The sequence below is a fragment of the Gallintestinimicrobium sp. genome (genome assembly GCF_046968865.1).
GTDB lineage: Bacteria > Bacillota > Clostridia > Lachnospirales > Lachnospiraceae > Gallintestinimicrobium > Gallintestinimicrobium propionicum.
Map to the genome: position 1 here is coordinate 122,663 of NZ_JBKVPW010000006.1, position 14,777 is coordinate 137,439.

10 protein-coding genes are annotated in these 14,777 nt (G+C 46.2%); 5 read left to right on the plus strand and 5 right to left on the minus strand.

Annotation, left to right across the window (positions count from 1 at the left end):
• Window positions 1-289 precede the first annotated feature (289 nt).
• From ACLTOQ_RS07315 to ACLTOQ_RS07335, 5 genes are all read left to right on the plus strand, one after another.
• The gene (locus ACLTOQ_RS07315; RefSeq protein WP_262587013.1) at window positions 290-1,789 is read left to right on the plus strand and encodes an ABC transporter permease; all 1,500 of its coding nucleotides are present in this window, start codon (window positions 290-292) and stop codon (window positions 1,787-1,789) included.
• 110 nt (window positions 1,790-1,899) lie between these two features.
• The gene (locus tag ACLTOQ_RS07320) at window positions 1,900-2,811 is read left to right on the plus strand and encodes a carbohydrate ABC transporter permease (protein WP_262587011.1); all 912 of its coding nucleotides are present in this window, start codon (window positions 1,900-1,902) and stop codon (window positions 2,809-2,811) included.
• A 104-nt stretch (window positions 2,812-2,915) separates the two neighbouring features.
• Entirely contained in the window at window positions 2,916-4,514 is a 1,599-nt protein-coding gene (locus tag ACLTOQ_RS07325) for an extracellular solute-binding protein (RefSeq protein WP_262587010.1), read from the plus strand.
• A gap of 359 nt (window positions 4,515-4,873) precedes the next feature.
• Window positions 4,874-6,142 (plus strand): Gfo/Idh/MocA family protein, encoded by a 1,269-nt coding sequence (locus ACLTOQ_RS07330; protein ID WP_262587008.1) that lies wholly within the window; start codon window positions 4,874-4,876, stop codon window positions 6,140-6,142.
• Between the two features lie 232 nt (window positions 6,143-6,374).
• The gene (locus ACLTOQ_RS07335; protein ID WP_262587006.1) at window positions 6,375-7,721 is read left to right on the plus strand and encodes an ATP-binding protein; all 1,347 of its coding nucleotides are present in this window, start codon (window positions 6,375-6,377) and stop codon (window positions 7,719-7,721) included.
• Window positions 7,722-7,920: 199 nt separating this feature from the next.
• Here the strand turns inward: ACLTOQ_RS07335 and ACLTOQ_RS07340 are convergent, their stop codons facing one another.
• The 5 genes from ACLTOQ_RS07340 to ACLTOQ_RS07360 all read right to left on the minus strand — a co-directional run bounded on the left by ACLTOQ_RS07340 (window position 7,921) and on the right by ACLTOQ_RS07360 (window position 14,261).
• Window positions 7,921-8,796 (minus strand): DegV family protein, encoded by an 876-nt coding sequence (locus ACLTOQ_RS07340; RefSeq protein WP_262587004.1) that lies wholly within the window; start codon window positions 8,794-8,796, stop codon window positions 7,921-7,923.
• 20 nt (window positions 8,797-8,816) lie between these two features.
• On the minus strand, window positions 8,817-10,274 hold the full coding sequence (locus ACLTOQ_RS07345) for a nicotinate phosphoribosyltransferase (protein ID WP_262587001.1): 1,458 nt from the start codon (window positions 10,272-10,274) through the stop codon (window positions 8,817-8,819).
• Window positions 10,275-10,642: 368 nt separating this feature from the next.
• Window positions 10,643-11,905, minus strand: coding sequence for an MFS transporter (locus ACLTOQ_RS07350; protein WP_262586999.1), 1,263 nt, complete (start codon window positions 11,903-11,905; stop codon window positions 10,643-10,645).
• A gap of 188 nt (window positions 11,906-12,093) precedes the next feature.
• Entirely contained in the window at window positions 12,094-13,395 is a 1,302-nt protein-coding gene (locus ACLTOQ_RS07355; RefSeq protein WP_262586997.1) for a chloride channel protein, read from the minus strand.
• Between the two features lie 518 nt (window positions 13,396-13,913).
• Window positions 13,914-14,261, minus strand: a complete 348-nt coding sequence (locus ACLTOQ_RS07360; protein WP_337755455.1) for a HEAT repeat domain-containing protein — start codon at window positions 14,259-14,261, stop codon at window positions 13,914-13,916.
• Window positions 14,262-14,777: the final 516 nt, after the last annotated feature.

Consider the following 14,777-nt stretch of genomic DNA (forward strand, 5'->3'; position numbering starts at 1 on the left):
ATGATGATAGCACTTTTTTATACATATACGCAAGCTTTTTGTATAGTGAAAAACGGAGGCGGAGATTATGATGAATGAGTAAAGTGCATAAGGAAAGCAACAAAAAGATAAAAAATGACAGCAATGTTACTACACTGCCCTCCGGCAGAAGCTTTTTTGCAGATAAAAAGGGAAGATCGAATAGGTGCAAAAAAGTAGTGAGCATTTTGGGAAAACGCGTGACAGACAGGGATCTTTTACCGAAAGGTTTTCATTGCGGGAAATAAAAAAGGAGAATAGAGAGGAAATTATGAAACCAAAGAATATGCTTCTGACGTTGGATACATGTCTGGAACAGGAGAAAACGGGGAGAAAAACAGGGCTGCTGGTGACGGCACTGATGAATGGACTGATGCTTGTTCTGTCCCTACCCTTTATGGACTGGATCCAGCTGGTAAATATTCCGAAGCTTTTTGCTAAGCTGGGGATTACAAGAGAAGCAGCAGGCAGCCTGTATTCGAGCTACAGTATTTTTTCCCTGCTGGGATTTGTAAAAAATTCCGGAAAAGGCGTTTTCGGATTGTATGCGATGCTGCTGTTGATCCTGCTGGTTGCAACCTGGTATCTGGAGCTTCTGTATATCTGGAAGGTCTGTCGCAACAGCAAAGGGGACGATGGGAAGGGAGAGCTTCATACTTATGTGATCGGAAAGGCCTCGACACTTCTGACAGCACTTCTGGTGTTTGGCTCTTACGGTTTTGTCCTGTATTCCAACAATGTGGTGAAAATGAAGGGCTTTTCCGGATCGTGGATCCTGGCAGTTGAACTGATATTGGCGCTTGCAGCCTATGGACTGATCAAGCGGATGGAGGCGAAGGAGAGGATCCGCTGCCATGAACACGGGCTGATCAAAGAATTTCAGAAAAACTGGGTACTGTTTCTGATGCTGATCCCGCTGTGTGTGTTCTTTCTGATCAATTCCTACCTGCCGATGATCGGTATTTACTTTGCATTTGTGAACTTTAATTTTTCAGACGGTCTGTGGGCAAGCCCCTTTGTAGGACTGAAAAACTTCGAATTTCTGTTCCAGTCCCAGATGGGCAGACTGATCCGCAATACGGTTTTATATAACGTAGTCTTTATCGGGCTTGGAAATGTGCTTCAGATCTTCTTTGCGATCCTGATCAGCCAGCTGACGGTAAAATGGTTTAAGAAGACCGGACAGACGCTGATGTTTATGCCCTACTTCGTATCCTACGTTATGTTAAAGGTCATGGTCTACAGCCTGATGGAATATCAGTATGGTGCGATCAATAACATGATTCGTTCCTCGGGAGGGACGGCGATCGATTTTTACAACACACCGGTGTACTGGCCGTTTCTGATCACCCTGTTTTACATGTGGAAATCCGTCGGCTACGGTATGGTTATTTATCTGGCGACGATCATGGGCATTGATAACGAGCTGTATGAAGCGGCAAAAGTAGACGGTGCGAATATTTTCAAGAGAATCCTTTACATTACGCTGCCGCAGATCAAGCCCACATTTATTATCCTGCTGATCTACTCTCTGGGCAGCATCATGAAAGGTAATTTTGAACTGTTTTATCAGACCGTCGGAAACAACGGACTTTTGTATGACGTGACAGACATTCTGGACACTTATGTATATCGGATTACGGTCGGACAGCCGCTGAGCATCGGCCTTGGTTCTGCAGCGGGTCTCTTCCAGTCGATCTTCGGATTTGTGGTCGTTATGGTGACGAACTGGGCGATTAAGAAAAAAGATTCTGAGTACGCATTATTTTAAGGGAGAGGAGAAGATTGAAAAATAAAATTTTTCAATCGCGAGATTTGTGTCTGCGCGCACTTGACACAAACTCGGCATGCGCAAAAAGCGTGCGCAGAAACGAGGAGAAAATGCAAAAAGAAAAGACAGGAAGTAAGATCAAACCTTCCACAAGCAATATTGTATTCAACATACTGGCATATTCCCTGGTCGCCATTGTCTCGATCGTCTGTGTGCTGCCGTTTTTACTGGTAGTATCCGGTTCGTTTACGGATAACGGAGTGATCGTGAGGGAGGGCTATAGCCTGTGGCCGAAGGTTTTTTCCCTGGAGGCCTACAAGGTCATTTTTAAAAATCCTGCGTCTATTCTGCAGGCATATAAAATGACGATTTATTACACAGTTGTCGGTACGGCAGTCGGTCTGTTTATGACGACAATGACAGCCTATGTTGTGTCCCGCAAGGAGTTCAAGTACCGCAACATTGTGACCTTTATGATGTATTTTACCACGATCTTCGGCGGCGGTATGATTCCGTGGTATCTGCTGTATGCGAATGTCCTGAATTTAAAGGGAACGGCATTTGTTATCTGGTTTCCCGGCATCACGAGCTCATTTCTTGTGATCCTGATGCGGACATTTATTCAGAGCAGCGTGCCGGATGCGATTGCGGAATCTGCCAAAATCGATGGAGCGGGACCCTTTACGATCTTTATCAGAATCGTCCTGCCGGTATTAAAGCCCGGTCTTGCAACAGTGGGATTGTTCCTGGCGCTTGGCTACTGGAATGACTGGTATCGGTCGTCCCTGTTTTCCACAAATGCCAATACCTATGAGCTGCAGTTTTATCTCTATAATATGCTGAGCTCTACGACCGCATTAAAGGATCTTGCAGTCGGAGCAACGGCACAGATCGAGAGCATACCGGGGCAGTCGATGAAAATGGCGATGGCGGTCATCGTAACCGGACCGGTGCTGTTATTCTATCCGTTCGTACAGCGGTATTTCGTATCCGGTATTACAGTCGGTGCGGTAAAAGGCTGAGAAGCTGTATATAGAAACGGAGCATCCGTTTTTATAGATATAAAAATTCAGGAAGAAGAGGAATGCCGTAGATCATACGGAAACGCAGGAAAGGGAGGAAACATATGCGTAAAAAAGTTGTAAGTGTACTATTGACAGCTGCAATGACCGCTACGATGTTGGCGGGCTGCGGCAATAAGCAGACTGCAGATAGTCAGCTTGGGGAAAGCTACGAGGAAACTATGGCTGCAGTGCAGAGTGAAGAGGCTGCCACAAAAGAGACGGAAACCACAGCACAGGCAAAGGAGCTGGATTATTCCGAACGGGTTGACCTGGTATTTTATCTGCTTGGTGACGCACCGGCAGGGCTGGATCGCGTAGAGGATAAGATCAATGAGATCCTGCTGGAAAAGGCAAATGCAACCGTAGATTTTCAGTTTTCTACATGGACAGACTGGGGTGAAAAATACAAGCTGCAGCTGACCACCGGCGGTGTAGATTTAATCTATACCGCAAGCTGGAATAATTTCGGACAGCTGGCACAGAGCGGTGCATTTTTACCGCTGGATGATTTGCTGGATCAGGTATCTCCTGATTATAAAGCTCAGATCGACCCCGCAGCGCTGGAGGGCTGTCGTGTAAACGGAAAGATCATGACCATTCCATGCCTTTGGAAGCAGTACACACCCGGAGGAATTGAGTACCGCGAAGATCTGAGAGAAAAATATGATCTTCCAGTGCCGGATTCCATCGAAAATCTGGAAGCATACTTAAAGGGCATTCAGGAAAAGGATCCCAGCCAGGGACTGCTTGCGCAGAATCCCCAGGGTATTTTAGCATATGAGGATGATCCGGTTGTGGGAATCGAGAGCGGATATGGTCAGCGTGTGAAAATGGCAGACCCGACGAAAGTTGAGGATTACTGGTTCTCTGACGAGTTCGTAGAGGATATGAAGCTGTTGAAGGATTGGGCGGATAAGGGCTACTGGTCCAGAAGTATTCTTTCCAACACAACAGATGCAGGCGAACAGTACGATAACGGTCAGTGTGTAGCCTTAGTTTTCGGTATGAACCCGAACAAATACGCAACCCGTGTAGAAACATGGAAAGCAGATCACCCGGATTGGAAAACCGCATATTTTACATTTGGTGAAGCTGCTGGTAAGGTATGGTCCACAACCCCTACTGCAGATGCAACTGCAATTACCAAAGACTGCAAAAATCCGGAAAGAGCGATGAAGGTTCTCGAGCTTCTGGCAACCGATAAGGATTTGAACCTGCTGACTCAGTATGGCATCGAGGGCGAGGATTATGAGGTAACCTCGGATGGCCTGTATCAGAGTCTGAACTCTGACTTCGGTTATGAAGGCTTAAATGCATGGTCCTTAAGAAATCCGGAGTACAAGCTGCCCAACGGCGAAGGCGGAAAGCTGCTGCAGGAGATGTTTGACAATTATGGAAAGATTTGTGAAGAAAAAGGTATGCCGAGTGTAGATCCTTATAGCGGTTTTTCTGAGGATTACAGCGCATATTCTGCAGAAAAGGCAGCAATCGATGATGTAGTAAGCGAATATCTGCTTCCTCTGCAGAACGGTCTGGTAGACGACGTGGATGCAGCTGTTGAAACCTTCCGGGAGAAAGTAAAGGCAGCAGGGCTGGACAGCGCAAGAGAAGGCTGGGCAGCACAGTGGCAGACATACTGTGAAGAAACAGGACTGAAGTAAACCGTTACGATACCAGATGCCTGAGGGAGCGTTTGTCAGGCGTGTCCTGTAGAAGATAAAAAGAAGAAACCCGTGGCGATTCCTGAGGTTTGATGTCAGGATGCCGCGGGTTTTTTGGATGAAAATGAGTTGTAAGAAAGTCTTTTCTATGACCTATTTTATTCAGATCAATTTTATTAAAAATGATTTGAATAAAAATGTTTTAAATAAAAAGAGGAGAGGAAGATGCTTTATTGCTTACGTTAGATTCTCTTTACGAATAAAAAATGTTATACTGTATTGACGCACCAAAACCAGGCGACGCCGACGGTGTCATTTGGTTTTGGAAAACAAACACAAAAGGAAAAGGGGAAAACGCCATGAAAACAACCGTTGCAATTGTCGGCCTTGGAAGCCGCGGAAGAGTAACTTATGCGCCGATTGCCAAACAATATCCGGATTTAATGGAGATTACAGCACTGGCGGACATCAATCCTGCCTGTGTAGAGGAAGCTGCAAAAGAGTACAACGTACCGAAGGAGCGCTGCTTTACGAGTGCGGAAGAACTTCTGGCGCAGCCGAAGCTGGCAGATGCGATTTTTATCTGCACACAGGATCAGGATCATGTCCGGGAAGCGCTGCTGGCGCTGGAAAAAGGCTACCATATCCTGATGGAGAAGCCGATTTCCCCCAGTGCAGAGGACTGTAACAAGCTGCTGGAAGCGTCCCGCAAGTACGACAGAAAAATCGTAGTCTGTCATGTGCTGCGCTATACGCCCTTTTTCTCGAAGATCAAAGAGATCATTTCTGAGGGAACCATCGGCGACGTCGTAACGATTCAGGCCATCGAGAACGTCGGCTACTGGCATCAGGCCCACAGCTTCGTGCGCGGCAACTGGAGAAACAGCAATACGACCAGCCCCATGTGTCTGCAGAAGACCTGTCACGATTTCGACCTGTATTTGTGGTTGGCGGACAAGACGCCAAAGCGCGTGTCCTCGATGGGAGATACTTATTTCTTCAAGGAAGCTTGTGCACCGGAGGGTGCTGCGCTTCGCTGCATGGACGGCTGTAAGGCAAAAGGAAACTGTCCGTTTGATGCGGAAAAAATTTATATCACCAACAAGCGTACCGGCATCGCACAGGGCAACACCGAATGGCCGGTTGACGTTCTGGCAATTCATCCGACAGAGGAAAGCATCTATGAAGCGATCAAGACAGGACCTTACGGACGCTGTGTATTCCATTGCGACAACAACGTTGTAGATCATCAGATCACGAATATTGAAAACACCGACGGCAGCAACATCAGCTTTTCCATGAGCGGATTTACGAGTGACGGCGCTTCCCGTTACTGTAAGATCATGGGAACAAAAGGCGATATCACAGCGGATATGACAAAAAATATTATCGAAATCGGACTGTTTGGACAGCCGAGAGAGGTGATTGATGTGACGAAGCTTGCGACGGATTTCAGCGGACATGGCGGCGGTGACGTCAGAATGGTTCTGGAATTTTTGGAAATGATCACGACCGGCAAGGAACCGCAGGGTATCACCTCGCTGGAGCAGTCGATCAACAGCCATCTGGTTGCGTTCGCTGCGGAAGAATCCAGATTAAACCATGGCGCGCCGGTGGAGATCGGGTAAACGAAAATATAAAAGAATATAAAAACTCCCCATATCCGCCACTGCTGACAGGCCACGCAAAATGTGGATACCTGTTCAGACAGTGGTTTGGATATGGGGAGTTCGCACTCATAAAAATGTAATCTTATCATTATAATTCGCTCATAAAAATGTATTTTTAGAAAAAAATACGCTCATAAAAGTGTAAAATGGTGTATACTATAAAATAAAGATACGGTCGGAGGTACACCTTATGAGTTATTTGATTCGAAAAACAGATACTTTTTTAAGAAACTGGAAGAAAAATCCTGATCGGTATCCTTTAATTATAAAAGGAGCAAGGCAGGTCGGAAAAACCGAAACGATTCGAAAGTTTGCAAAAGAAAATTATAAAAATTTAGTTGAAATAAACTTTATTACAGAACCGGCTTATAAAACAATCATTGACGAGGGCTTTTCGGCAGATAATATTTTGAAACTGATCAGCAGAATCGATCCTTCCAAACATTTCGATACAGGTGAAACTTTACTCTTTTTTGATGAAATCCAGGACTTTCCGGAAATTGCTACGTCTCTCAAATTCTTCAAAGAAAACGGCAAATATGACGTTATATGTTCCGGCTCCCTGCTTGGTGTGCAATATCATCGAATTGCCAGCATCAGCGTCGGTTATAAAACCGATTATCAGATGTATTCTATGGATTTTGAAGAGTTTCTATGGGCAAAAGGATATCAGGAACAGGTTATATCCGATATGCTTGAGCACATGCTTTCCGGCACACCATTTTCAGCATCGGAACAAAACACTTTTTCAAATCTTTTTCTGGAATATTGCATTTTGGGTGGCATGCCTGCGATTGTTTCCAATTACATTGCAAAAGGAACATTCGAAGGTTCCCTGCAATTACAGAGACAGCTTTTGACAGATTACGAAAACGATATTATAAAATATGCAGAAGGATTGGATAAAGCGAAAATTCTGAGCGTTTACCGCTCCATTCCGGCGCAGCTGGCGAAAGAAAATAAAAAGTTCCAATACTCCAGGATCGTAAAAGGAGCCCGTTCAAAAGATTACATGGGCTGTGTAGAATGGTTGAAAGATGCCGGTTTGATCACTTTATGCGATTGTCTGCAATTTCCGGAACTTCCTCTGAGAGGAAATGTCTGTGAAAACAAATATAAAGTATATATTTCGGATACCGGCTTACTGGTAGCAAGTCTGGATGATGAGGCACAGGTAGATCTGAGGGCAAATAAAAATCTGGGTGTCTATAAAGGAGCACTTTATGAAAATTTTGCAGCGGAAGCATTTATAAAGCAGGGATATGGGCTATACTATTACTCGAAAGAAAATTCTACATTGGAAGAGGATTTTTTTATCCGTAGCTCCAATGAACTGATTCCGGTAGAAGTAAAATCAAATACCAATCGTTCAAAATCGATGGCACAACTGATAAAAAGCGATACTTATCCCGATATCAGACATGGAATAAAATTTACAACTGGAAATATTGGGATCAGCGATGATATCATTACATTTCCATATTTTTGTACATTTCTGTTAAAACGATACATGGAGATGCAAAAAATTTTCAAATAAAGAACTTTGTTGTTTTGAATAAAACTCCCCATATCCGCCGCTGCTGACAGGCCACGCAAAATGTGGATACCTGTTCAGACAGTGGTTTGGATATGGGGATAATTTTTTGTCAAATCATATCAATAGATACGGTTGTCATATGCCGAAATGTTCTGCATGGCACCAGGATTGCGTTGCAGCAGAGCTGTTCTTGGCGGCTTCACACATCGAATTCGTCATCCATCGCATCGAAGAACACGATGCCGATGATGCCGCGTCCGGTGTGTGCACCGATGGCACAGCCGATGGTGGATTCGACCAGCTCCTTTGGAGAAACAGCCTGCAGCAGAAGGTCTTTGGTATACTGCAGGGAATCGGGATCTTCCCCGTGGCAGATGCCCATGATCTGACGGGACGGGTCTGCAATGTTTTCCTGTGCATATTCGATCAGGGCTTTTAGGGATTTTTTGCGGCCGCGGATGGTTTTTAATACCTGCAGGCTGCCGTCCTTGTCAACGATCAGAACAGGCTTCATATCCAGCAGCTCTCCTGCGGTTCCCTTCCATTTGGAAAGGCGGCCGCCCTTGATCAGATAACGGAGTGTGCTGACAGTAAAAACATGCTGGATGTGGTTGACATAAAAATTTGCGGCGCGCAGCAGCTTTTCTTTGTCTGCACCGGCCTCCTGTAAAAGCAGCAGCTTATATACGATCAGACCAAAACCGATGGCAGCGGATTTGGAATCCACGATGGTCAGATCGAAATCCGGATAGTCCTCAAGGATATTCTGCTTTGCGATGTTAGCGGCATTAAAGGTGCCTGCGATTCCGGTGGAAAAGCATAGATAGATCACGCTGTCGTTATGTTCTGCATAGGGGCGGAACGCTTCCTCAAACATAGCGGGATTGATGTGATAGGTTTTGATATCGCGGCTGACGTCATCCAGAATTTCATAAAATTCTTTCGTGTGGATGGTCGCACCGTCTAAATAATCTACCCCGTCGATAACAACAGGGGTCGGAATAACGTGCAGATTAAAACGCTCTACAATATACTGAGGCATATCGGAGGCGGAATCTGTAATAATTTTCAGCATGGGTTCCTCCATCGGTTTTTTTATACCTGACTCATCTGGTTGAGCAGGCTAATCTTCATATCATATAATTTCTGGGAAAGATCGACATAAACGCCGTGGGGATTGACCAGACGGCGGGTTTCTTCCCAGAGAGTTTCCAGTTCTTTCTGGCAGTAATCGCGGATGTCCATGACCTTCGGAGAATGGTAAATACATTTACCGTGGTCGAAGACATGAACCATCAGCTCACGCAGTTCATAAGTACCGGGCAACAGCTTCGTCTTTTTCCAGGGTTCATTGGGGTCAAAGAGGACAAGGGGTTCGTTTTCATCGTAGGTTTCGTCGACAAGGCAGATCAGGTCGGCCTTGATCTTTCCGGTATCTTTTTCATAAATCCGGTATATTTTCTTGTTGCCCGGGTTCGTGATTTTTTCGGAATTCTCAGAAAGCTTGATCTTGGGGATAAATTCACCGCTCTGTGCATCCTGGATCGCAGCGAGTTTATAAACGCCGCCGAAGGACGGCCAGTCTTTGCTGGTGATCAGATGAGTGCCGACGCCCCAGGACGTAATTTTACAGCCCTGTACCTTCAAACTGTCGATCAGGTATTCGTCAAGATCGTTGGAAGCAGAAATCACAGCGTCCGGAAAGCCGGCTTCATCGAGCATCTTCCGGGCTTTTTTGGACAGATAGGCGAGGTCGCCGCTGTCTAAGCGGATGCCGTAAAAGGTGAGGGGAATACCTGCCTCACGCATCTCGGTGAACACGCGGATCGCATTCGGAACGCCGGATTTTAAGGTGTCGTAGGTATCGACTAACAGGATGCAGGCGGAAGGATACATATCTGCATAGGTTTTAAATGCAGTGTACTCATCCGGAAAGCTCATGATCCAGCTGTGGGCGTGTGTGCCTTTGACAGGAACGTCAAAAAGCTGTCCTGCGAGAACATTGCTCGTGCCGACACAGCCGCCGATCATGGCAGCCCTTGCGCCGAGGGTTCCGGCATCCGGACCCTGTGCGCGGCGCAGACCGAATTCCATAATGCCGTCTCCACGGGCTGCGAAGCAGACCCGGGAAGTCTTTGTCGCGATCAGGCTCTGATGGTTGATGATATTTAAAATGGCGGTTTCGACAAGCTGTGCTTCCATGATCGGCGCGATAACCTTAATCATAGGTTCTCTGGGAAACATGATGCTGCCTTCCGGGATCGCGTAAATATCACCGGAAAAATGGAAGTCACGCAGATATTTCAGAAAATCTTCCCCGAAGATGCCAAGGCTGCGCAGATAAGCAATATCGTCGTCTTCAAAATGTAGATTGTTGACATAATCGATTACCTGCTCTAGGCCTGCACAGATGGAATAACCGGAATCCATCGGATTATTGCGGTAAAATGCGTCAAAGATAACGGTTTCGTTACGATCCTTGTTGCGAAAATATCCCTGCATCATAGTCAGCTCATATAGGTCGGTCATGAGGGTAAGATTCTGTTTTCCCATGTTTTTCTCTCATTTCTGCGCACGCTTTTTGCGTATGTCGAGTTTGTGTCAAGGGCGCGCAGACACAAAGCTCGCGATTGAAAAATGTTATTTTTCAATCTTTTCTCCATTTCGGAGCAGCTGGTGTGAAAAAAGTGTTGTGCCTCTTTTCCGGCTGCCCTCAGGTTTACTGCGGAACGGGCAAAACAGCAGACCGCCCCGGTTTTGTGATTGTGAATGATCTGAATTATTTTAACATACTCTCAGTTTGAGGGCAACGGATAGAGAAAAATTTACAGCCATCGGAACGTCTTTTGGGACCGTTCCGGTGGCTGTTGATTCATGACAATAGAATGCTCGCAGAGCGTGCATTCTATTGTTTTGTTGCTTTACTCAGCTGCAGTCGGTTGTTTTTCAGAAAGTGTGATCAGGATCAGTCCGGCCGCAAAGAGGAGGATCAGAGACAGCACGCCGTATTTGGAGTTGTGGAAAAAGTATGCACAGAAGGAAATGATCAGCGGGCCGAAGAAGTCCGCAAACTTGCCGAATACGTCAAAGAAGCCGAAGTATTCGCTGGATTCGTCCTTCGGGATGATTTTTCCGTAGTAGGAACGGGACAGTGCCTGGATGCCGCCCTGACAGATACCGACAGAAACCGCCAGGATCCAGAATTCCAGCTCGGTGTCAAGTCCGTAGCCGAACAGGCAGATTGCCATGTACATGACGATGAAAATCTTGATCATACGCATGGAGCCGAACTTCTTGGCAAGTGTTCCGCTCAAGATGGAGCAGGGGAAGGCAACAAACTGGGTTAAAAGCAGGGCGAGAACCATAGCATTGGAATCGATGCCGACTTCTCCGCCATAGGTGGTTGCCATGGAAATAATTGTGTAAACACCGTCGATATAGCAGAAATATCCTATGATAAAGAACAGCATCCGCTTGTCTTTTGCCAGCTTTTGAAAGGTTGCACCGAGGCGTTTAAAGGTAGCAGCAAAAACATGGGGCTCATGAGGCAGGGAATATTGCTGGTGCACATTTTTGTACAGCGGAATCGACATAATGATCCACCATACCATCGTGATGACGAAGGAAATCCGTGTTGCCGTAACCATAGGAAGACCGATGGTATCGCAGTTTAAGATCAGGAGCAGTCCTGCAACGAAGGGAATGCAGCTGCCGATATAGCCGAATGCATAGCCGCAGGTGGAAACCCGGTCCATCCGCTCATCTGTCGTAACATCGATGAGCATAGCATCATAAAAAATGTTGCAGGCGGCATAGCCGATCCTGGATATGATAAAGAAAATCAAAAAGGACAGCCACCCGGGTGCGAATGTGAAAAGGAAGCCTCCGGCGATGGCGATGACGAAAAAGATCGTGAAAATTTTCTTTTTCATATTTTCGTAGTCTGCAATTGCACCGAGAACGGGGGAAAGCAGGGCGAGGATCAGGATGGAAATGCTGGTTGCGCTGCCCCAGAGGGAGGTGGCGGAGGTGCCGCTCATGCCGGAGCCCTCTGCCAGACTGCGGAAATAGATGGGGATTGTCGCAGTAACGATCATAATAAAAGCGGAATTAGCCACATCATAGAGAATCCAGCTCTTTTCCGCTTTGTTGAGCCGTTGGGAGGAATCTTTTGTTTCTTTCATATGAAATACTCCTTTGTATTTTATTCATGACGATAGAATATTCGCAGAGCGTGCATTCTATTGTATGAAATCCTGATTTTATTGTAGAGGATGAGCGGAGGGAAAGCAACGAAGAATCTATATTTTGTGAAAATAATACAAAGGAGAAACATAAAACACAGATCCCCTTTACAGCGTATTTGCATTTCTTACTCTCCGTGCCGGTTTACATAACTGTTTTCAAATTTCGAATACACGATCGTCTGTGCGTGGTACAGGCTGTAATATCCGGAAAGCATGTAGCTGACGGCGATTGCGATCAGGTAGTAATAAGCGTGGTCGAAGCCGAACAGCTCGAAGCTGATCAACAGCGCGGTGATTGGGCAGTTTGTCACGCCGCAGAAAACAGAAACCATGCCGATTGCGGCACATAGCGGAGCACTTGCACCTGTCAGAATGGCAAACAGACAGCCGAATGTTGCACCGGTAAAGAACGAGGGTACAATTTCGCCGCCTTTAAAGCCTGCACCGATGGTGAGTGCGGTGAAAAGAATTTTCAAAAGAAAGGCAAATGCCGCAGTTTCTCCGTGTAAGGCGCGTTCGATGATATTCATGCCAGGACCGAAGTAGTCGTCGGTGCGCAAAAGAAGCGAAAGCAGGATAATAATGACACCGCCTGTAAATGCGCGAACAAACGGGTTCGGAAAAAATCTGGCATAAAGGGCCTTGATGACGTGCATGGTTTTGCAAAACAGGATGCTGACAAACGCGCACAGGACGGCGAGCAAAATCACGCGGGCGGAACCGCCGAGGTTTAACGTGACATCCGATGAAATCGCAAGATTTTCAAAGGGAGCGTGAAATGCTTTGGCAAGCATATAGGCAGTCAGGGAAGCCCAGATGCAGGGAACGAGCGCCGCATAGTACATGATACCGATGCTGGCGATTTCCATTGCGAGAAAAGCAGCTGCCATAGGGGTTCCGAACAGGGCGGAGAAGGCAGCGGAAATACCGCTCATGAGCATGATTTTTTTATCCTTTTCATTAAAACGGAGCTTTTCCCCGATCTGTTCCCCGATGCTGCCGCCAATCTGCATGGCAGCGCCCTCACGTCCGACGGAGCCGCCGCACAAAACGGTCAGGATGGTGGAAATAAAGATCAGAAAGCTCATGCGAAGCGGAATATGAGCTTCTTTATGGATGCTGTTGATAACAGTGTCTGTGCCGGCATTATTTTCATAGTGAAAAAAACGATACAGAAATACGATGGCAAGTCCGGCAACAGGTAAAAAGAGCACAACCCAGAGATGGGCATGTCTGAAATCGACTGCGAATTTCAGCCCAAAATTAAATATAGTGCTGACAGATCCGACAACGAGTCCGGTCAGGGTTGAAATAAGCATCCAGCGAAGAAACTGGAAGAGGTTGCTTGCACTGGAGAAAAAAGGATTGTTTGCAAGCTTGGAGCGCAGGCGGGCTTCTTCGGCCTGCAGGGAGGAGATGGGTTCCATGAAGAACCTCCTTTCGGGTGGTAGTGGTTTATCTGAACAGTATTGTATGATGTCGGGGTCAAAAGTCCCCGACCTTGATGCCTGCGGATTGTTCCGTGCTGCGCACTCCCACAATCCTGCCCGATAGTCGCATATCGTGGGATTATCATCCCACTTTTATGCTCCTATCGGGGGCGGGTCAAAAGGTCTTTCACCCACCTATGAGCAAGCTCATGTGGGCTTAGACTTTTTGACCCTGGCATCATTGTATATCGGAATGGGGAAAATGTAAATTGTTCGAAATGCGGTATTCTTGAAGGTGCCGAATGTCTGCAGAGAATGCTTTTCGCGAAGAACCTGCCTCTCTGCCCGGCGCTGCGCCGTGAGGTTGATTCCGGAAATCCACCTAACAGCTCACGTTCCCGGAAAAAAGGAGAGGGCGCCGGTTTTCCGACGCCCTGAAAGGAGAAAGTAGTGTGAGGTTGAAATAGTTCAATCTTCACCGAATATAAGAGAATGTCTGTCTCAAAAGCCCAATGTTAAGGCTCAACAATGTGTCCTGCATGATCCAGAGCTTCCTGAATTGCTTTTTTGACCTCAGGATCTTTTTCCTGAGACATCTGATAACGGACACGCGTATTTAGATAATCCGTATTCAGCTTGGCAGCTACGCAGCAGGCTTTGGTACGGACCGCCGGATCTTCATGCTCCAGATAATGTGTAATCTCATTGAGGGAATCCTCATCGGCAATGTCTCCGAGTGCTTCCAGCGCCGCACAAATTATTTCGGTGTCGGAATGCTTGCCCTCCATCATTTTAATAATAGAAGCTGTTTTATGCTTCGTATCAAGTTTGTGGATTTTTTCAATTTTGCCCTGATCACTCATAATAGCCCTCTTTTCCGAGCGAGCGGTTCGTTTTCGCGAAGGTTCGTTCCTATTGATAAATACTAATGTAGTCCAAAACTGTGTCGATTGTGTGAAAATCTGATTAAAAAAAGATAAAATCAGAGAATCACTTTAAATGTGCCGTTCGCTCCAGGAAAATGGTGAATTGAAAAAGTAAATTCTACTTTGTAAAAGGGATTTAATTTTTCAAGTGAGAAGAAGGTATTTGGGAAAGAAGGAATTTGACAAATAAAACAGCAGATACTATAATATGCTTAACAAGAGAGCTGTCGGTCAGCTACTACCTGACCGCCGGCATGTAAAAGCCATACAAAAAGTAGCGCCTTACTTTAGCCGAGCAGGGGCGCTACTTTTTGCGTGAAATGTAAATAACAAGAGTTATAACAGCGCAAAGCATCATTACAAACTGGAATAATTCCGAATAAGTAATCATAGCACCAACCTCCTTTCACAAGGTGTCCGGCGGTTGACGTAGTGCCCCGACAGTTCTCCAAT